Raw genomic sequence first — 19,702 nt, 5'->3', positions numbered from 1 at the left:
CCCAACGGCTTGGCAGATTCAGAGATTGCCGTCATATAGCGGCTCGACGTATCCTCGTGATGTATCGGCTCGATACATCGACGCGAGAGGGGACGGTTCCCATGGCCGGCGGACAGGGCAGAGTCCTGGAACTGGCCGTGCTCGGGTCGCTGCACGAGACTCCGCTCCACGGCTACGAGCTGCGCAAACGGCTCAACGCCCTGCTGGGGATGTTCCGTGCGTTCTCCTACGGGTCGCTGTACCCGTGCCTGCGCTCGCTCCTGGCCCAGGGCCTCATCGCGGAGGAGCAGCCCGCTCCCGCCGCGATCGTCGGCGGCAGATCGAAGATCGTCTACAAGCTGACCGCAGAGGGCAAGGAACGACTGCAGGACATGCTGACGCAGGCCGGTCCTTCCGCCTGGGAGGACGAGAGCTTCGGGGTGCACTTCGCCTTCTTCCGCCACACCGAGGCGGAGGTGCGCCTGCGCATCCTCGAAGGCCGCAGGAGCCGGTTGGAGGAGCGGCTCGACGCGGTGCGCACCGCGCTGGCGCGCACTCGGGAGCGTCTCGACAGTTACACACTTGAGCTGCAACGCCACGGGCTCGAGTCCGTCGAACGCGAGGTGCGCTGGCTGAACGAGCTGATCGCAACTGAGCGTCGGGCCTCGTCGGAGGACAGGCCCGAAAGAGATACGTCAACTGATGAGTAAAGGAGCGAGTGCGATGGGTTCGGTTCGCGTGGCCATTGTCGGTGTCGGCAACTGCGCGTCGTCACTGGTCCAGGGCGTTCACTACTACAAGGACGCGGACCCGGACACACGGGTGCCGGGCCTCATGCACGTGAAGTTCGGCGACTACCACGTCGGCGACGTCGAGTTCGTCGCCGCCTTCGACGTGGACGCCAAGAAGGTCGGCCGCGACCTGTCCGAGGCCATCGTCGCCAGCGAGAACAACACGATCAAGATCACGGATGTGCCGCCCACGGGGGTGACCGTCCAGCGGGGCCACACCTTCGACGGCCTGGGCGAGTTCTACCAGGAGATCATCGACGAGTCCGACGAGGCGCCCGTCGACGTGGTCCAGGTGCTCCGTGACAACCGGGTCGACGTGCTCGTCTCCTACCTGCCGGTGGGCTCGGAGGAGGCCGACCGCTTCTACGCGCAGTGCGCGCTGGACGCGAAGGTGGCCTTCGTCAACGCGCTGCCGGTCTTCATCGCCTCCGACCCGGTGTGGGCGGAGAAGTTCACCGAGGCCGGCGTGCCGATCGTGGGCGACGACATCAAGTCGCAGGTCGGCGCCACGATCACGCACCGCGTGCTGGCCAAGCTGTTCGAGGACCGCGGGGTCGAGCTGCTGCGCACGTACCAGCTGAACTTCGGCGGCAACATGGACTTCATGAACATGCTGGAGCGCAAGCGGCTCCAGTCGAAGAAGATCTCCAAGACGCAGTCGGTCACCTCGCAGATCCCGCACGAGATGGGCAAGGCCGACGTGCACATCGGCCCGTCGGACCACGTGCCGTGGCTCGACGACCGCAAGTGGGCCTACGTCCGCCTGGAAGGGCGCTCGTTCGGTGACACGCCGCTCAACCTGGAGTACAAGCTGGAGGTGTGGGACTCGCCCAACTCGGCGGGGATCATCATCGACGCGGTGCGGGCGGCCAAGATCGCGCTCGACCGGGGCATCGGCGGGCCGATCCTGTCGGCGTCCTCGTACTTCATGAAGTCGCCGCCCAAGCAGTACTCCGACGACGAGGCCCGCGAGTACGTCGAGAAGTTCATCAGGGGCGAGGTCGAGCGCTGAACCGCTCCTTCTGAGGCGCCGCACCCCCGGTCTGCGGGGGTGCGGCCCAGTCGTTACGGGCGAGCCGCCGGCGGCAGCTCGTCGAGGGAGGCAGGCGACCAGGTCAGCGGGTCGGAGCCGAGCTCGATCAGCAGCGGCACCTGCTCCCTGCACCACGGCGAGATCGCCAGCAGCCCGTTGCGCGCCGCGTCGGCGAACTCCTTCCACGGCATCCACCACGTCTCCCCCACCTCCTCCGGGTTGGGCGCGACGGGCGCGTCGACGAGCACGCGGTAGACCGGGCACAGCTCGTGCTCGACGATGCCGTTGGCCATCACCGCCCGATAGGAGAAGCCGGGCAGCAGCAGGTCGGCGCGCTCGGCCACCAGGCCCAGCTCGTAGGAGAGCCGGCGCACGACCGCGTGGTCGAGGGCCTCGCCCGGAAGCGGATGGCCGCAGCAGCTGTTGGTCCACACCCCCGGCCAGGTGAGTTTGTGATCCGCCCGCTTGGTGAGCAGCACGCGGCCTTCCCCGTCGAAGACGTAGCTGGAGAACGCCAGGTGAAGGGGGGTCTCACGGCCGTGCACCGACGTCTTGGGCGCGGTGCCGAGCGCATGGCCGTCGCGGTCGACCAGCACAACGTGTTCCTCTGTCGTCACGCTATGAAGCGTACGAGATCAGCTACACGCTTAGGAACCCGCTGCCCACCTGCTGCACCAACCTCTGCCGCATCCTAGACGACGGGGGCGGGGCTAGGCTGTCGGCGTGTCTTTCGTCGCCGATCTGCGTGTGGTCCTGCGGGGCAGGGACTTCAGAAGGCTTTTCGGCACCCGGCTGATCTCCCAGTTCTCCGACGGGATCTTCCAGTTCGCGGTGACCGGTTTCGCCTTCTTCAGCCCCGAGAACCAGACGACCGCGCTCGAGGTCGCCGCGGGCCTGGCCGTGCTGCTGCTGCCCTACAGCGTGCTCGGGCCTTTCGTCGGCGTCTTCATCGACCGATGGTCGCGGCGGCAGATCCTGATGGTGGCCCCGTTCGTGCGCGGCACGCTACTGCTGGTGGCCGCCGGGTTGGTGGCCGCCGACGCGCCCGACGCGGCCTTCTACGGGGCGGCGCTGGCCGTGCTGGGCGTCAACCGGTTCTTCCTGGCCGCACTCGGCGCCTCGCTGCCGCACGTGGTGCCCTCCGACCGGCTGATGGCCGCCAACGCGGTCACGCCGACGTCGGGCACCGTGGTCACCTTCGTGGGCGCGGGCGTCGGCTTCCTGCTGCGCGAGCTCGTCGGCGGCGACGACTTCGGCGTCGCGCTGCTCCTCGTCATCTCCGGCGTGGTGTTCGGGATGAGCGCGCTGGTCGCCCGGCTGATGGACCGGCGGCTGCTCGGCCCCGAGCCCGACCCGGAGCGGCCGCAGGCCCGCCAGGCCATGCGCAACGTGGTCACTGGCCTGGCCGACGGCGCCAGGCACCTGCTCCACCGGCGCACCGCCGCCGCCACCATGGGCGCGATGGCGGCCCACCGCTTCCTGTACGGCATGTGCACCGCGCTCGGCATCATCCTCTACCGCTACTACTTCACCGACGGCGACTCCGAGGCCGCGCTGCGCGGGATCAGCGTCGTGGTGGCCGTCTCCGGCTTCGGCTACTTCCTGGCCGTGATCATCACCCCGTACGCGACCGAGCGGTTCGGCATCGAACGCTGGGTGACGATCGCGCTGAGCGTGGCCGGGGTGCTGACGGCGGCGCTGGTGCTGCCGTTCCAGGAGTGGGGGCTGCCGCTGGCCGGGTTCGTGCTGGGCGTGGCCGGGCAGAGCGTCAAGATCTGCGCCGACACGACCGTGCAGCGTGACGTCGAGGACCTCTACCGCGGCCGCGCCTTCTCCATCTACGACATGCTCTTCAACGGCATGTACGTGCTCGCCGCGGCCCTGTCGGCGGCCATCCTGCCGCCGGACGGCAAGTCGTACCTGGCCGTGATGATCATCTCGCTGGGCTATCCCGTGGCCGGGCTCGCCTACCGGATGATCACCGCGCCCTCACGCGCCAAGGTCGTTTGACCTGGCCCACTCCCGCAGCGCCTCGGTGGCGGCCTCCTTGCCGATCAGGCCCTTGTCGAGCCTGAGCTCCAGCAGGAACTTGTAGGCCTGCCCCACCACCGGCCCAGGCCCGATGCCGAGCACGCCCTGGATCTCGTTGCCGTCGAGCTCGGGCCGGATCTTGGCCAGCTCCTCCTCCTCGGCCAGCCTGGCGATGCGCTCTTCGAGCTGGTCGTAGGTCCGCGACAGCGCCGCGGCCTTGCGCTTGTTGCGGGTGGTGCAGTCGGCCCTGGTCAGCTTGTGCAGCCGGCTGAGCAGGGGGCCGGCGTCGCGCACGTAGCGGCGCACCGCGCTGTCGGTCCACTCGCCGGTGCCGTAGCCGTGGAAGCGCAGGTGCAGCTCGACGAGCTGGGAGACGTCGGACACCACGTCCTTCGGGAACTTCAGCTCCGTCATGCGCTTCCTGGTCATCTGCGCGCCGACCACCTCGTGGTGGTGGAACGACACCCGCCCGCCGGCCTCGTGGCGGCGGGTCTTGGGCTTGCCGATGTCGTGCATGAGGGCCGCCCAGCGCAGGATGCGATCGGGCTTGCCGTCCTCTTCCTGGGCGATGGCCTGGTCGAGCACGGTCAGCGTGTGCTCGTAGACGTCCTTGTGCCGGTGGTGCTCGTCGATCTCCAGGCGCAGCTTGGGCAGCTCGGGCAGCACGTGGGCGGCCAGCCCCGTCTCCACCAGCAGCCGCAGGCCCTCGCGCGGGCCCGCGCCGCAGATCAGCTTGTCGAGCTCGTCGCGGATGCGCTCGGCCGAGACGATCTCGATCCGCTCGGCCATCGCGGTCATCGCCGCGGTCGCCGCCTCGTCGACGGCGAACCCGAGCTGCGAGGCGAACCTGGCGGCCCGCAGCATGCGCAGCGGGTCGTCGGCGAAGGACCGCTCGGGCGGGCCCGGGGTTCGCATCAGCTTGGCGCGCAGGTCGTCGAGGCCGCCGTAGGGGTCGACGAAATGGTGCCCCGGCAGGCGTACCGCCATCGCGTTGACGGCGAAGTCGCGCCGCTCCAGGTCGGCTTCGAGCGTCTCGCCGTACATGACGTCAGGCTTGCGCGACTTCGGGTCGTAGGACTCGCTGCGGTACGTCGTGATCTCGATCAGCCAGCTGCCCTTGCGCAGGCCGACCGTGCCGAAGTCGATGCCGATCGTCCACACGGAGTCGGCCCAGTCTCTGACGATCTCCAGCACCCGTTCGGGGTGGGCGTCGGTGGTCAGGTCGAGGTCGTTGCCGACGCGGCCGAGCAGGAGGTCACGCACGGGACCACCGACGAGGGCCAGCTCATGGCCGTGCGCGGCGAACAGGCGGCCGAGCTCGTCGGCCACCGGGGCGATCTTGCGGAACAGGTCGTTCATGGCCTGCTGCTGGCTTTCGGTCAGAGTTGTGTCGGACAAACTGAGTCGGCCTTCGTCGTGTGAGGTGGCTTCCCGAAACATATCCCCCGAGCCACACCAGGTCCGGGTTACCGTCGGTCCAAGGACCGTCGGGGGCCATGGAATGCGGCAAGGAGGACTATATGAAGGACGCCCTCGCGATCCACCGCTGGCTCCTCGCACACCAGGTCCATCATGAGATCGTACGCCTTCCGCGTCCCATGACATGCGCGGAAGAGCTGCCGGAGGCGGTCTCCGCGGCGCCCGCGCGGTGCCTGACGGTCACGGTGCTCGACGTCACGACCAGGGTCGGCAGCGAGGTCGTCATCGGGGTCACCTCGCCCGTCTCCTCGCCGCTGCGGCCGGGAGCCGTCGGCGCCCTGCTCGGCGCCCGCCAGGTACGCCCCGCGCCCGCTCGCGTGGTCAACGCCGCCACCGACTACGCCGACGGGCTCGTGTGCCCGCTGCTGCTGCCGGAGTCGCTGCCCATGTTCGTCGACGACCGGCTCGTCCTCGACGACGAACTCGTCTTCACCGCCACCGGCGAGCGGCACACAGCCCTTTCTCTTCGTGCGCTCGACCTGCTGACCGTCCTGCCAGGCAAGATGGTCGACCTACGCGGTCCACGCCTGCGAGGATCACGTGTGGCGGTCGCACGACGGCACTGAGCCCGTACCATTGCGGGCGTGCGTCGTCGTAGTCCAGGCCGGGCATTCGCGTGATCCGTAAGGCCACGCTGCTCGCCGCGTTGTCAGCCGCGCTGCTCGCCCCCCTGGTGGCGGCGGTGCCGGGCGCGGCTGCCACGAAGACGAGCGCCTCCCTCGCGGCCCGCCAGAGTCTCACCGTGTCGATCACCTCGATCACGCCGGACGTGCCGAAGAACGTCACCGATGTGATCAAGATCACCGGTACGGTCCGCAACGGCACCGGCGCCCCCATGTCCGGCCTCCAGGTGCGCCTGCGTTACGACGCCCAGAAGGTCACCGACCGCGCCGCCATGGCCGCCTACCTGAGCGACCAGAACAACCAGACGCTCCCCTTCAACGTGTCCACGCGCAACTCGTTCATGGACATCCCGCCGCTCGCCGCAGGCGCCTCGCAGCGCTGGGAGATCACCGCCACGCCCGTGCAGCTCGGCCTGCGGGAGTTCGGCGTCTACCGGATCGCCGTCGACGTCGCCCAGTTCCGCGTGCCGGTCACGGCCGAGCGCACCATGCTCACGTACGCGCCGGTCACGCCGCAGCGTCCCCCGCGCAACAAGCTCGCCGTCGCGCTGCCCGTCATCGACCAGCCCCACCGCGCCGCCGACGACAACCTGTTCGTGGACGACAAGCTCAGCCAGTCGCTCGCGGGCAAGGGCCGCCTGGCCGACCTGCTGCAGATCGCGCAGTCCGCGCCCGCCAGCGTCACCTGGGTGGTCGACCCGGCGCTGCTCGACGACCTCAACGCGATGACCAAGGGTTACAAGGTCAAGACCAAGGACGGCGATCAGGCCAAGCCGGCCAGCACTGCGGCCGGGCAGTGGCTGACGGGCATGCGCACCGCGCTGGCCTCCTCGCCCGTGGCCGCGCTCCCGTACGCCGACCCCGACGTGGCCGCGCTGGCCCACCAGGGCTTCGACACGCAGACCAAGCGGGCCATCGAGCTGGGCGGGCAGAGCACCAGGGCGCTGCTCAGCCGCAACGCGAAGACCAACGTCAACTGGCCGGCGGCGGGCGTGCTCGACGCCGACGCGCTCGACCTGCTCGCGGTCAGCGGCGTCAACAGGGTGCTGCTCAACTCCACCAACCTGCCGCCGCAGCAGCCCGTCACCACCACGCCCGACGCCGCCGCGACGCTCGACTCGGTCAGCGGCCCCGTCACGGCGCTGGTCGCCGACGCCGAGCTGAGCAAGCTGTTCGAGCCGGCCGCAGGCACGTCGGTGGTGCTCAGCACGCAGCGCTTCATCGCCGAGACCGCGATGATCTCCAGCGAGGCCGGTCAGCTCCTGCCGCGGTCGCTGGTCGTCGCCCCCTCGCGGCGCTGGTCACCCAACCCCACGCTCGTCACCGCGCTGATCAAGACGGCCGGCCGGCTGCCGTGGCTGCAGCTGGCCCCGCTGGAGTCGCTCAAGCCGGGCAAGGCGTCCGTGCCGCGGGCCGGCCTGACCTACACCGACCAGGACCGCAAGGAGGAGCTGAGCAAGAAATACCTGGCTCCGGTCGCGGACGCCTGGTCGAAGGCCCAGCTCACCTCGCTGATCACGGCCGAGAAGACGCAGTCCCGCTTCGACGCGGCGGTGCTGCGGCTCACCTCGTCGGCCTGGCGCAACAGCACCCGCGCGGGCCGCGCGGCCACCAAGCTGGTCAGCGCGGCGGTGGACGCCCAGACGAACAAGATCCAGATCACCGGCTCCGGCCCCGACCGGCCGCGTACGCTGGCCGGCAGCAACGGCGTCGTGCCCATCAGCGTGAAGAACTCGCTGTCCACCCCCGTCGAGCTCTACATCGAGGTCAGGTCGAACAACCCCGAGCTGCTGCTGGTCAACTGGCGCAAGGAGCTGCCGATCGGCGGCGGCCAGATCGGCACCGTCCAGGTCCCGATGAGCGCCGCCCCCGACACCAGCGGCGACGCCACGGTGACCGTGGAACTGCGGACCGCCGACGGCCAGGTCTACGGCAAACCGCAGCGCCTGACCATCCGCACCACCGGCTACACCGGGATCGCCCTGGTGATCGTGGGTGCGGCGCTGACCGTGATGCTCGCGGCCGTGGTGACGCGGCTGCTGCGGCGCCGCTCTCAGCGTAGACTCGCGCGGGCCAAGACCCGGGAGAGTGAATCCGTATGAGCCGCATGCTTCGGGCCAGCGCCATCATGGCGGCGGGCACCATGGTGTCCAGGGTCACGGGGTTCGTGCGGACGATGGTGCTCGCCTACGCCATCGGCACGGCGGCGCTGGGCGACGCCTACAACGCGGCGTACGCGATCCCGTACAGCATCCTCGACCTGCTGCTGCTGGGTGTGCTGAGCAGCGTCGTGGTGCCGATGATCGTCCGTGCCCAGCAGAGCGACGAGGACGGCGGCCGGGCCTACGAGCAGCGGCTGCTGACGATCTCCACGGTCGCGCTGGTCGTGGTCGCGGTGGCGGCCGTGCTGGCCGCGCCGCTGCTGATCGACCTCTACACCGACTGGGACCCGGGCAGCAGGCGCTTCGAGGTCGCGGTCACGCTGGCCCGCTTCATCCTGCCGCAGCTCGCCTTCTTCGGCGTCGGCGCGGTGGCCGGGGCCATTCTCAACACCCGTGACCGCTACGGCGCCCCCATGTGGGCCCCGGTGGTCAACAACCTCGTCGTCATCGTGATGTTCGTGCTCTACGCGGTGGTCGGCACCGGCGGCGACATCGACAAGGTCACCAACACCGACCTCGCGCTCCTGGGCCTCGGCACCACGGCGGGCATCGTCGGGCAGGCCGTGGTGCTCATCGTGGCGCTGCGGCGGGTCGGGTTCGCCTTCGTGCCCCGCTTCGACCTGCGTAACGCCCGGCTCGGTGAGATGGGCAGAGCCGGGGTGTGGACGATCGGCTACGTGGTCGTCACCCAGCTCGGCTTCATGCTGACGACCAATCTGGCCAGCTCGGCGGGCAACGTGGTCGACGGCCACGGGATCAGCCCGTACACGTTGGCGTTCCAGCTTTTCCAGCTTCCCTACGGCGTCATCGGCGTCTCGGTGATCACGGCGATGCTGCCGCGGATGAGCCGGGCGGTGGCCGACGGGCGTTTCGCCGACGTGCGGAGCGAGTTCGGCTCCAGCGTGCGGCTCGTCTGCTCGCTGATGGTGCCGGTGTCGCTGCTTCTCATGGTGCTCGGGCCGGCGATCACCGTGCCCATCTACGGCCACGGCGCCAACAGCGTCGCCGACGCCGTCTACATCGGCAACGTGCTACAGGTCTACGGGCTGGCGCTGGTGCCGTTCGCGGTGTTCCAGCTGCTGCTGCGCGTTTTCTACAGCTTCGGCGACACGCGCACGCCGGTCTTCATCGGGGCGGGCACGACCGCGGTCAACGCGCTGCTCATGGTGCTGTTCTTCGTGATGCTGCCGGCTCGTTACGCGGTGATGGGGCTGGCTCTGGCGTACGCGATCGCGTACGGGCTGGGCGCGGGCCTGGCCTGGATCCTGGCCTCCCGCCGGGTCCAGGGGCTGGGCGGCTGGGCCGTCGGCATGGCGATGACCAGGATGTATCTGGCCGCCATCCCCACGGCCGTGCTGGCGCTGGCCTCGGTCTGGCTGTTCACCACGGTCTTCGGCGGGCTCGACTTCCTCAACTCGGTGATCGTCCTCGCGATCGGCGGCGGCCTCGGCATGCTGCTCTATCTCGGCGTTGCCCACAGAATGCGCATCCCTGAGGTCAACTCGATCGTTGGGATGGTCGCGAGGCGGGTAGGTCGGTAAAGAACGCGGGCGGAATCTTCTCGGCACTACCATGGAGCCCGACACGCGCGAATGGAAGCAGGAGGGGCGTGGGCGGATCCATCCGACATAACGTGCCTTCGTGGGACACCACCACGCAGGCGCGTCCAATAATGAGCACGCCCGATCGGCGCAGCGGAGTGAGCCAGTGAGCAGCACGTCGGCCGTCGAACCCGGCACTCGTCTAGCCGAGCGGTTCAGGCTCGAGGACCGCGTGAGCGAGTCCGAAGGCGCCACGTTGTGGAAGGCCATCGACGAGATCCTCGCCCGGCCCGTGGCCGTGCACACTTTCGACTCCTCTTTCCCCCGTGTCCACGAGGTCGTCACCGCCGCGCGCGCCGCGAGCCGGCTGACCGACCCCCGCCTGACCCAGGTGTTCGACGCCGCCGAGGACGAGAAGGCCTCCTACGTCGTCAGCGAGTGGGTCAACGGCGAGTCCCTGACCGACCTGCTGGCCTCAGGGCCGCTGGAGCCCGACCGGGCGGCCGGGCTGGTCGCCGAGGCCGCCGAGGCGCTCGCGCACGCCCACGAGGCGCAGCTCTACCACCTGTGCCTGCAGCCCTCCCACCTGATCTGGACGACCGGCAACACGGTCAAGGTGCTCGGCGTGGCCGTCGACGCGGCGATGTACGGCCTGACCACCGACCAGCCCGCGCTCGACGACGCCGAAGGGCTGGGCCGGCTGCTGTACGCGGGGCTGACCGGCCACTGGCCGGGCGACGAGGAAGAGGGCGGCCTGCCCGCGGCCCCCATGAGCGACGGCCACTTCTGCACGCCCCGCCAGGTCACCGCCGGCGTGCCCGGCTACCTCGACGCCGTCACCGTGCGGGCCTGCCTGCCCGAGTCGCGCCGGGGCCAGAGCCCGCTGACCACCCCGTCCGAGGTGGCCGAGGCGCTGGCCGACGTGGCCAGGCCGATGCCGATCCCCATCAGCTACCCCTCGACGCCCGCGGTGGCCTCGGCCTCCCACACCGAGGGCCTCGACATCGCCCACCGGCACAAGGCCGCCGCTCCCCCGCCCCTGCCTCCCGCGCCGCCGCGCCGCCCCTCCAACGGCGGCGGCAGCACGCTCAACCGGGTGCTGATGACGCTCGTCGTGCTGCTGGTCATCGCCGCGGTCGGCGTCGGCGCCTGGACGATCGGCCGCAGCCTGGGCAGCCCGTCCCCGCCGGGGACGGCCAGCGCCGAGCCCACGACCTCCGCGTCCGCCTCCGCCGCGGCCGAGACCGTCAAACCGGACAGGGCGCGCGGCTTCGACCCGCTGGGCGACGGCGACGAGAAGCCCGACCTCGCGAAGCTGGCCATCGACGGCAAGCCCAGCACCCTGTGGAAGACCGAGACCTACACCAGCGCCGACCTGGGCCGCCTCAAGGACGGCGTGGGCCTGCTGCTCGACATGGGCAAGTCCGTGCAGATCAGCGACGTGGTCGCTACGCTGTCGGATGCGCCGGGCGCGAACGTCGAGCTCAAGGTGGGCGACTCAGCCGATCTCGACTCGTTGAAGACCGTGGCCACCAAGAAGAACGCCGCAGGTAAAACCACCCTTACCCCTGATGAGACGGCAAGCGGTCAGTACGTTTTGATCTGGTTTACGCGTGTTCCGACGGATGCAGGCACTTTTCATGGCACCATCTATGAGGTAGTGGTGCACTCTCCCGGATCGGCATAATCAGGAATCTCTCTTGTGAACTCCCCACCCGAGACACCCTCAGCAGCGGAGCGGCCGGCGGTCACAGACGCCGAGCTGCTGACCGCGCACATCAACGGGGATCCACACGCCTTCAGTGAAATCGTCAAGAGGCACCGCGACCGCATGTGGGCGGTCGCCCTGCGTACGCTCGGTGACCCCGACGAGGCCGCCGACGCCGTGCAGGACGCCTTCGTCTCCGCATATCGAAAAGCCGCCACGTTTCGCGGCGAGGCGGCCGTCACCACCTGGCTGCACCGGATCGTGGTCAACGCCTGCCTCGACAGGATGCGCCGCAAGTCCGTCAGACCGGTCGCCGACGACGAGCTCATCGAGGCCGCCGAGCGCGAGACCCCGCTGCCCGACCAGACCGTCGAGCGCGAGGTCTCCATGGAGGTTTCGGCCGCGCTCAAACGGCTGCCGGCCGACCAGCGCGCGGCGTTGGTGCTGGTCGACATGATGGGCTATTCGGTCGAAGACGCAGCTCAGGTGCTCCAGGTGCCGAGCGGGACGGTGAAGAGCAGGTGTGCCCGAGGACGCGCGAAACTTGCCCCAATTCTTTCGCATCTGCGGAACCGATCGGAACTCAATCGCGTCTCATCCGCGAAGGGAGCAGAACTTCGTGACGGGTGATACGCACTACGATCTTGAGATCCTCGCCGAACTGGCCGAGGACCTCTTGGACGTCAGCACGGCACGCCAGGTCCGGGAGCATCTCGCGGTCTGCGACCCCTGTGGGGAGCTACTGGCCGACCTGGCGGCGGTTCGCGAGGTGCTGGCGGCGACCCCCACTCCGGCCATGCCGATGGGTGTCGCACTGCGCATCGACAAGGCCCTGGCCGCCGAGGCGGGCTCCAGGCGCGGCGGAGGTGTCGGCCTGGCGGAAGCACCGGACTGGGACGAGCTCATGCGGGACTCCCCCTGGGAGCGGCGGGCCGCAGAAGCACCGCGGCCCGCGGGTCCAGACCCGGATGACGTCCTCCAGCCGGTCCGGCTCGGCGTGGTCTCCGACGACGGCAACATCGTCCCGGCCAGGAGCCGGACGATCCGGCGGCGCCGATGGGCGATGCCGGCGGTCGCGGCAGCGGCGGCGGCCGTCGTGGTCGGCACGGCCGTGGCCTCCACCAACCTGCTGGCCGCGGGAGGAGGCGGCGAAGGCGGCGCGGCACCGATCGCCCTGCCGGCGCAGACCCCGCCGCAGCAGTCGCAGCCGACGACCCCCCAGCAGCCGACGAGAGACGCGGTGAGAGCCAAGTCCTACGCGCTGACCGACAGCAACCACAACTACAGCGACCCCGAGCTGCGGATGAGCCTGCAGAGCTTCCTGGGTCCCGCGCCCATCATCGGCAGCTCCTCCGGTGCCGACGAGGTCGCCAAGTGCGTCACCACCGTGTCGCGGCGGGCCAAGCTCGACGTGTTCGCGGTGGACCAGGGCCAGTACAACGGCCAGGAGGCGCTCATCGTGGCCTCGTGGAAGCAGCGGGCCGCCAAGAAGGTCCGCATCGACGTCGTCGATCCGTTCAGCTGCAAGAACCTGCGCAAGCCCTCCCTGGGCCGCTGGTAAGCAAAGCTCCACGTCAGAGCCCGCTTCGGCGGGCTCTTTCGTTTTGTCTCGGCCGTGTCATGGCGTTGCCCGGTAGGGGCGGGAATCTCGGCGGCCTAGGATCTGTTGACGCCGGTGGCAACAGCAGACGAGGAAGGCGTGGGAGCGTTGAGCGACGTTCGTAACGTGATCATTATCGGATCCGGCCCAGCAGGCTATACCGCGGCCGTCTACTCCGCGCGCGCCGAACTCAAGCCGTTGATCTTCGAGGGTTCCGTCACCGCCGGTGGTGCGCTGATGAACACCACCGACGTGGAGAACTTCCCCGGGTTCCCCGACGGCATCATGGGCCCCGACCTGATGGACAACCTGCGCAAGCAGGCCGAGCGGTTCGGCGCCGAGCTGGTCGCGGACGACGTCGTCGAGGTCGACCTGGAGGCCAACCCCAAGGTCGTCAAGACCCACACCGAGACCTACTACGCCAAGTCCGTCATCCTGGCCATGGGCTCCGGCTATCGCGAGCTCGGCCTGAAGAACGAGAAGCGGCTGTCCGGGCACGGCGTGTCCTGGTGTGCGACCTGTGACGGATTCTTCTTCCGCAACAAGGACATCGTGGTCGTGGGCGGCGGCGACACCGCGATGGAGGAGGCCACGTTCCTGACCAGGTTCGGGCGCATGGTGACGGTGGTGCACCGCCGCGACACGCTGCGGGCCAGCAAGATCATGCAGGACCGGGCCATGGCCAACGACAAGATCCGCTTCGTCTGGGACTCCGAGGTCGTCGACGTGCTCGGCGACAGCAAGGTGGAGGCGGTGAAGCTGCGCAACGTCAAGACCGGCGAGGAGTGCGAGCTGGCCGCCGACGCGCTGTTCCTGGCGATCGGTCACGATCCCCGCACCGAGCTGGTCAAGGGCCAGATCGACCTCGACGAGGACGGCTACATCAAGGTCGCCTCGCCGACCACCGCGACCAACATCGACGGCGTCTTCGCCGCGGGTGACGTGGTGGACCACACCTACCGTCAGGCCATCACCGCGGCCGGCACCGGCTGTGCGGCCTCGCTCGACTCCGAGCGCTGGCTCGCTAACCACGAGAAGTAAGGAGCGCTACCGTGAAGGCTGTCACCGACGCCACATTCCAGTCCGAGGTCCTCAAGAGCGACAAGCCCGTGCTGGTCGACTTCTGGGCCGAGTGGTGCGGCCCGTGCCGTCAGGTCGCGCCCATCCTTCAGGAGATCGAGAAGGAGCACGGCGACAAGCTGGAGATCGTCAAGCTGAACATCGACGAAAATCCTGAGGTTCCGCGCGAGTACGGTGTGCTCCAGATCCCCACGATGAACGTCTACAAGAATGGCGAGGTCGTGAAGCAGATCATCGGCGCCAAGCCGAAGGCCATGCTGCTTCGCGAGCTCGAGGGCATCATCTAGCACGCCCCCTGCGGGGGCTCGCCCGATCTCGGGGCGCGCTCGGCCCGCCGAAAGCCCCTCGTTCTGGCTCACGAGGGGCTTTCGCGTATCCGGGGCTGCCTGCCTGGCGACCGCGTTCGTCTGTGCGGCTCTGAGGTGCTCTCAGACGGGACGTAGCGCCCGTTCCGGGCTCATGGAGCCGAGCAGGCGCTCCAGCGCCACCTCGACGTCCTCGCGCCACGAAACGGCGCTCTTCAGTTCCAGCCGGAGCCGCGGAAATCGCAAATGCGGACGAACCGTCTTAAACCCCACAGAAAGCAGATATTCGGCCGGAACTACGCAACTAGGTTCTTCCCACTTGAGGTCCCCGAAAGCTTCAATGGCTTTCACTCCGCGCCGGGTCAGGTCTTTGGCCACTCCCTGAATCAGCATCCGGCCCAGCCCGCCGCCGGAGAACTCGGGAATGATGTGCGCCGTCATCAGCAGCACCGCGTCGGCGCTGACCGGCGAGGTGGGAAAGGCCACCGAACGCGGCGTGTAGAGCGGCGGGCTGTAGAGCACGAACCCGGCCGGCACCCCGTCAACGTAGGCGATCTTCCCGCAACTGCCCCATTCGAGCAGGGTGCCGGAGATCCAGGCCTCCTTCTCCAGCGCAGGATCGCCTGAATCGACCGCCCGCTCCCCGCTCATGGGATCGAGCTCCCAGAAGACGCACCTTCGGCAGCGCCGCGGTAGATCTTCCACATTGTCCAGGGTTATGTTGACCAGCCGGCGCGACAACTACGGCCCCTATCCTTGACCCGGAAAAGCGCGCGAAAACCGCGTCTACAGGTGGCATGGTAGCTCAGTGAAGATGCCGCCAGCGGACACCACCACCGGCGAGCCCGGCGACGGGCGACATGTCCGTCTGGCGTAATCTGGTATTTCCGTCCGATATGAACCTAGGAGGTGGGCCGTGACGGAAGAGCGGGATCACGGTCAGACACCCGCGACCCAAGGGTCGCGCATCGACGCCTACGTCGATCGGTATGCCGCGCGAGCTACCGGGATGGTCGCCTCCGAGATCCGAGCTCTCTTCGCCGTCGCGTCCAGGCCCGAAGTGGTCTCGCTCGCCGGCGGCATGCCGTACGTCACGGCGCTCCCCCTCGACATGGTCGGCGCGCTCGTCTCCGAGCTCGTCACCCGGCGCGGCCCCGTCGCGCTTCAGTACGGATCCGGCCAGGGCGACCCGCATCTGCGCGAGCAGATCTGCGAGGTCATGCGGCTGGAGGGGATCAACGCCGGGGCGAACGACGTCGTCGTCACCGTCGGTTCGCAACAGGCCCTCGACCTGATCACCCGGATCTTCATCGACCCGGGTGACGTGATCCTGGCCGAGGGGCCCTCGTACGTGGGAGCCCTGGGGACTTTTGCCGCCTACCAGGCGAAAGTGGTCCATATCGCCATGGACGATCAGGGCATCGTGCCCGAATCGCTGGCGCAGACCATCTACGCGCTGGAGACGGCCGGGGCGCCGGTCAAGTTCCTCTACACGATCCCGACCTTCCACAACCCCGGCGGCGTCACGCTCAACATCGCCCGCCGGCAGCAGGTGCTCGACATCTGCCAGCGGGCCGGGATCCTCATCATCGAGGACAACCCGTACGGGCTGCTCGGCTTCGACGGCGATCCTCTGCCGGCCCTGCGGGCCGACAATCCCGACGGCGTGGTCTATCTCGGTTCGTTCTCCAAGACACTGGCCCCCGGCTTCCGCGTCGGCTGGGCGCTGGCTCCCCACGCCATCCGCGAGAAGCTCGTGCTCGCCATGGAGTCGGCCGTGCTGTCGCACTCCTCGTTCACGCAGCTCGCGGTGGGGGAATACCTGGCCACGCAGCCGTGGCAGGAGCAGATCAAGACGTTCAGGGAGCTGTATCGGGAGCGCCGCGACGCGCTGCTCGACGCGCTCGAAGCGCTGATGCCGCCCGAGGTCACCTGGACCCGGCCTGGGGGCGGCTTCTTCGTCTGGGCCACACTGCCGGAAGGGCTCGACTCGAAGGCGATCCTGCCCCGGGCCGTGGCCGAGCGGGTGGCGTTCGTCCCCGGGACCGGGTTCTTCTCCGACGGCAGCGGGGCGCGGCACATGCGGCTGTCCTACTGCTATCCCGAGCCCGACCGGATCCGCGAGGGGGTGCGGCGGCTGGCCGGGGTGATCGATCAGGAGATGCAGCTGAGGGACACGTTCGGCACGTCGTCCGCCCGTGACCACCAAGGCGTCGACACGCCCGGGCCCGACCTGGCCTGACCGCCGCGAGCACGTAGGGGGCCGGCGGGCGACGCCGGCCCCCTTTCTCGTTCGCCGGGAGGGGATTTCGCTGGGAGGGGAGAAGACACCGCCGCGTACACCCTTCACCGCCCACGCCGGTACGGTTGGACAGCGTGCCATCAGCGGCATCAGCAGAGGAGATGTGATGAGCGATCTGGGCCACGTGCTCGTGCTGGCCGGAGGCCTCTCCTATGAGCGGGAGGTGTCTCTGCGCTCGGGTCGCCGGGTCAGCGAGGTGCTGCGCGCGGCGGGCGTCGACGTCGAGGCCCGCGACACCGACGCCTCACTCGTCCCCTCGATCCTGGCCGACCCGCCGGACGCGGTGTTCGTGACCCTGCACGGCGGCGCCGGCGAGGACGGCGCCATCCGATCCGTGCTGGAGCTCCTCAACGTCCCCTATGTCGGTGCCGATCCCGACGCCTGCCGGGTGGCCTTCGACAAGCCCACCGCCAAGGCCGTCGTCCGCTCCTTCGGCGTGCGCACGCCCGAGTCCGTCACGCTGCCGAAGGAGACCTTCCACGACCTCGGCGCCACGGTGGTGCTCGGGCGCATCGTGGAGCGGCTCGGGCTGCCCCTGTTCGTCAAGCCCGCCCGTGGCGGTTCCGCGCTGGGCGCCTCCATCGTCCGTACCGCGGAGGAGCTGCCCGCGGCAATGGTCGGCTGCTTCGCGTACGGCGACACGGCGCTGATCGAGCGGTACGTGGAGGGCGTGGAAGTGGCGGTCTCCGTCGTCGACTTCGGCAACGGCCCCGTGGCCCTGCCCGCCGTGGAGATCGTCCCGGACGAGGGCGTCTACGACTACGCGGCCCGCTACACCGCCGGCCACACCGAGTTCTTCGCCCCGGCCCGCCTGTCCGCCCAGGCGGCCACCGCCTGCGCCGAAACGGCGGTCACCGCACACACCGCTCTGGGATTGCGAGACATCTCCCGTACCGACCTGATCGTGGACGCCGACGGGGTGCCGCACTTCCTGGAGGTCAACGTGGCGCCCGGGATGACGGAGACCTCGCTGCTGCCGATGTCGGCGGAAGCGGCCGGCCAGGATCTGGGCGACCTCTGCCGCACCCTCCTCCAGAACGCCGCCTCCCGCACCTGACCTCACTCCCCCGCGCCGATCGAGGGGCACCCCCGCGGAGCCCTCCGAGCCGCACTCAACCTCAGGCCAGGACAACGGAACCGAGACGCCCGATCCAAGGGCCGACCCCAGACATCTGAGCGGCGACATCCGAGTGGGCGACGTCCCAGCCGAGAGCAACCCGGCAGAGACATCCGAACGGAGCCGACCCCGGGCCCGAACAACGGGACCAAGACGACCAAATCCTTGCGGTGCGGGTCCGGGGCAGGCGACCTTCGTCCCATAAGTAGCCTTACCCATGTGCTGATCGATTCGATGTACCCCAAGAGCTTCGCCAGCGACAACCACGCCGGCGTCCACCCCACCATCCTCGAAGCCATCGCCGCGGCGAACCAAGGAGACGCCCCCGCGTACGGCGACGACAGTTGGACGTCGACGTTCGAGACCAAGGCGAAGGAAACGTTCGGCCCGCAGGCGCAGGGGTTCGCCGTACTCAACGGGGCGGGCGCCAACATGGTCGGCCTCGCTCTCATGCTCGGCCGCTACGACGCCATCCTCTGCGCCGACAGCGCCCACATCGCCACCCACGAAGCGGGGGCGTCGGAGCGGCTGCTCGGGGTGAAGCTCATGACGATCCCGACGGAGGACGGCAAGCTGCGCCCGGCCGACATCGAGTCACGCCTCGGCGGGATCGGCAACCCGCACGAGTCTCAGCCGACCGTCGTCTCCATCTCCCAGGTCACGGAACTCGGCACCTGCTACACCCCCGCCGAGATCGTCGCCCTCGCCGAGACGGCACACGGCAACGGGCTCCGGCTACACGTGGACGGCGCCAGACTCGCCAACGCGGCCGCGCACCTCGACTGCGATCTGAAGGCCATCACGACGGGCGCCGGAGTCGACGTGTTCAGCTTCGGCGGCACCAAGAACGGCGCCCTGGCCGCGGAGGCCGTCGTGGTCCTCGATCCGTCCCTGGCGGATGGCGTCCCGTTCCTTCGCCGCCAGTCACTCCAGCTCGCCTCAAAGATGCGCTTCATCTCGGCGCAACTCTCAGCACTCCTCACGGACGACCTCTGGCGCCAGAACGCGGCCCACGCCAACAGCATGGCCGCCCGCCTGGCGGATGGACTGACCGACGTTCCCGGCGTCTCCCTCGCCTACCCCGTTGAGGGCAACGCCGTCTTCGCCACCCTCCCGATCGCCGTCGCCGAGACACTCCGCCAGCGCTACCTGTTCCACTACTGGGACGAGACCGCCGGCACGGTCCGCTGGATGACCGCCTTCGACACCACCCCGGAACAAGTGGACGACTTCCTCGACGACCTCCACAAGACCGCCTCCGCCTAACACCGCCACGACACGGACCGGCGGGAAAGCCAAAGCCCCGCAGACTGAGGCACCGTAGAAGCCGATCGCCACCACGTCCAATGCCCGACACCGCAGAGGAACGGGTTCTGCGCCAGCACCGCCAACGACCCCCGCAAGACCGGTGCACCCGCATGCTCCACTTCTTCAGCCCGCACCTCCAACCGGCGACCCTGACCGTCCAACGCGACGCCCGCCAACCGGCCAGCGCCCCGCACACACCAGCGGCATGCATGGCGGACGGCGACACGGCCGCCAGACGACCCGCGCCTCGGACGGCGTGTACGCCGATCGACGCAAACGTGAGGCGGCCCACCCGCCCAGCAGCGTGCCCGCCGGACGGCGCAAACGCCGGACGACCCGCACGCCGGGCAGCGCGGACGGCGCCTACTGGCGGCAGCACCGGCAGACGCCTCGGGCAGCACACCCAGCGAGCGGCGGCATGAACGGCGGGCGCCCCGCACGCCCGGCGTTGCATACGTCGGGCGATGTGCACGTCGAACGGCGCACACAGCGGGGGGCGACACCGCCACCCGCCGGACCCGCAGACCGAGGGTGCGTACCCGAGCAGGGTGCACGCCGCACGCCAGGCGGCGCCCGTACGCCGCACGCCAGGCGGCCCGGACGTCGCATGGCACGAACGCCCGGCAGCACTGGCACACACGCT

Annotated in this window: 17 protein-coding genes; 14 read left to right on the top strand and 3 right to left on the bottom strand. The window is 69.3% G+C overall.

The window, feature by feature from the left end; translation table 11 throughout:
• Positions 1-101: 101 nt before the first annotated feature.
• Together AB0C27_RS08380 and AB0C27_RS08375 are read left to right on the top strand one after the other, a co-directional pair.
• Complete coding sequence (locus AB0C27_RS08380) at positions 102-689, top strand: PadR family transcriptional regulator (RefSeq protein ID WP_346101748.1); 588 nt, start codon at positions 102-104, stop codon at positions 687-689.
• Between the two features lie 13 nt (positions 690-702).
• Entirely contained in the window at positions 703-1,782 is a 1,080-nt protein-coding gene (locus AB0C27_RS08375) for an inositol-3-phosphate synthase (protein ID WP_357839722.1), read from the top strand.
• 53 nt (positions 1,783-1,835) lie between these two features.
• Here AB0C27_RS08375 and idi read toward each other — a convergent pair whose 3' ends face one another.
• Positions 1,836-2,420, bottom strand: a complete 585-nt coding sequence (gene idi / locus AB0C27_RS08370; RefSeq protein WP_357839719.1) for an isopentenyl-diphosphate Delta-isomerase — start codon at positions 2,418-2,420, stop codon at positions 1,836-1,838.
• Positions 2,421-2,526: 106 nt separating this feature from the next.
• Here idi and AB0C27_RS08365 point away from each other — a divergent pair, with 106 nt between their 5' ends.
• The gene (locus AB0C27_RS08365; protein ID WP_357839716.1) at positions 2,527-3,813 is read left to right on the top strand and encodes an MFS transporter; all 1,287 of its coding nucleotides are present in this window, start codon (positions 2,527-2,529) and stop codon (positions 3,811-3,813) included.
• Here AB0C27_RS08365 and AB0C27_RS08360 read toward each other — a convergent pair.
• A complete protein-coding gene (locus tag AB0C27_RS08360) occupies positions 3,793-5,193 on the bottom strand; it encodes a CCA tRNA nucleotidyltransferase (RefSeq protein WP_357839713.1) in 1,401 nt (466 codons plus the stop codon). The genes AB0C27_RS08365 and AB0C27_RS08360 overlap by 21 nt on opposite strands.
• Positions 5,194-5,354: 161 nt before the next feature.
• Between AB0C27_RS08360 and AB0C27_RS08355 the strand changes: the two genes are divergently transcribed.
• From AB0C27_RS08355 to trxA, 8 genes are all read left to right on the top strand, one after another.
• Positions 5,355-5,879 (top strand): YbaK/EbsC family protein, encoded by a 525-nt coding sequence (locus AB0C27_RS08355; protein WP_357839710.1) that lies wholly within the window; start codon positions 5,355-5,357, stop codon positions 5,877-5,879.
• Positions 5,880-5,929: 50 nt separating this feature from the next.
• A complete protein-coding gene (locus AB0C27_RS08350; protein WP_357839707.1) occupies positions 5,930-8,038 on the top strand; it encodes a DUF6049 family protein in 2,109 nt (702 codons plus the stop codon).
• Positions 8,035-9,639, top strand: coding sequence for a murein biosynthesis integral membrane protein MurJ (gene murJ, locus AB0C27_RS08345; RefSeq protein ID WP_357839704.1), 1,605 nt, complete (start codon positions 8,035-8,037; stop codon positions 9,637-9,639). The genes AB0C27_RS08350 and murJ overlap by 4 nt, the downstream gene beginning before the upstream one ends.
• Before the next feature lie 232 nt (positions 9,640-9,871).
• The gene (locus AB0C27_RS08340) at positions 9,872-11,326 is read left to right on the top strand and encodes a protein kinase family protein (protein ID WP_357839701.1); all 1,455 of its coding nucleotides are present in this window, start codon (positions 9,872-9,874) and stop codon (positions 11,324-11,326) included.
• Between the two features lie 15 nt (positions 11,327-11,341).
• Positions 11,342-11,977 (top strand): RNA polymerase sigma factor SigM, encoded by a 636-nt coding sequence (gene sigM / locus AB0C27_RS08335; RefSeq protein ID WP_357839698.1) that lies wholly within the window; start codon positions 11,342-11,344, stop codon positions 11,975-11,977.
• On the top strand, positions 11,967-12,908 hold the full coding sequence (locus tag AB0C27_RS08330) for a hypothetical protein (RefSeq protein ID WP_357839695.1): 942 nt from the start codon (positions 11,967-11,969) through the stop codon (positions 12,906-12,908). Before sigM ends, AB0C27_RS08330 begins: the two co-directional genes overlap by 11 nt.
• A 147-nt stretch (positions 12,909-13,055) precedes the next feature.
• On the top strand, positions 13,056-13,988 hold the full coding sequence (gene trxB, locus AB0C27_RS08325) for a thioredoxin-disulfide reductase (RefSeq protein ID WP_357839692.1): 933 nt from the start codon (positions 13,056-13,058) through the stop codon (positions 13,986-13,988).
• An 11-nt stretch (positions 13,989-13,999) separates the two neighbouring features.
• The gene (gene trxA / locus AB0C27_RS08320) at positions 14,000-14,314 is read left to right on the top strand and encodes a thioredoxin (RefSeq protein ID WP_326633025.1); all 315 of its coding nucleotides are present in this window, start codon (positions 14,000-14,002) and stop codon (positions 14,312-14,314) included.
• A gap of 141 nt (positions 14,315-14,455) precedes the next feature.
• On the opposite strand, the gene AB0C27_RS08315 is transcribed toward trxA, so the two are convergent.
• Positions 14,456-15,073, bottom strand: a complete 618-nt coding sequence (locus AB0C27_RS08315; RefSeq protein ID WP_106242832.1) for a GNAT family N-acetyltransferase — start codon at positions 15,071-15,073, stop codon at positions 14,456-14,458.
• Positions 15,074-15,341: 268 nt separating this feature from the next.
• Between AB0C27_RS08315 and AB0C27_RS08310 the strand changes: the two genes are divergently transcribed.
• The 3 genes from AB0C27_RS08310 to AB0C27_RS08300 all read left to right on the top strand — a co-directional run bounded on the left by AB0C27_RS08310 (position 15,342) and on the right by AB0C27_RS08300 (position 19,017).
• Entirely contained in the window at positions 15,342-16,574 is a 1,233-nt protein-coding gene (locus tag AB0C27_RS08310; protein ID WP_357840678.1) for a PLP-dependent aminotransferase family protein, read from the top strand.
• A 166-nt stretch (positions 16,575-16,740) separates the two neighbouring features.
• Entirely contained in the window at positions 16,741-17,691 is a 951-nt protein-coding gene (locus AB0C27_RS08305; protein WP_326633027.1) for a D-alanine--D-alanine ligase, read from the top strand.
• Positions 17,692-17,970: 279 nt separating this feature from the next.
• Positions 17,971-19,017 (top strand): beta-eliminating lyase-related protein, encoded by a 1,047-nt coding sequence (locus AB0C27_RS08300; protein WP_357839687.1) that lies wholly within the window; start codon positions 17,971-17,973, stop codon positions 19,015-19,017.
• The last annotated feature ends 685 nt before the right edge of the window (positions 19,018-19,702 follow it).

The organism is Nonomuraea sp. NPDC048882, assembly GCF_040649755.1.
In the GTDB taxonomy this organism is placed as follows: Bacteria; Actinomycetota; Actinomycetes; order Streptosporangiales; family Streptosporangiaceae; genus Nonomuraea; species Nonomuraea maheshkhaliensis.
This window is presented reverse-complemented; position numbering and strand designations above follow the sequence as displayed.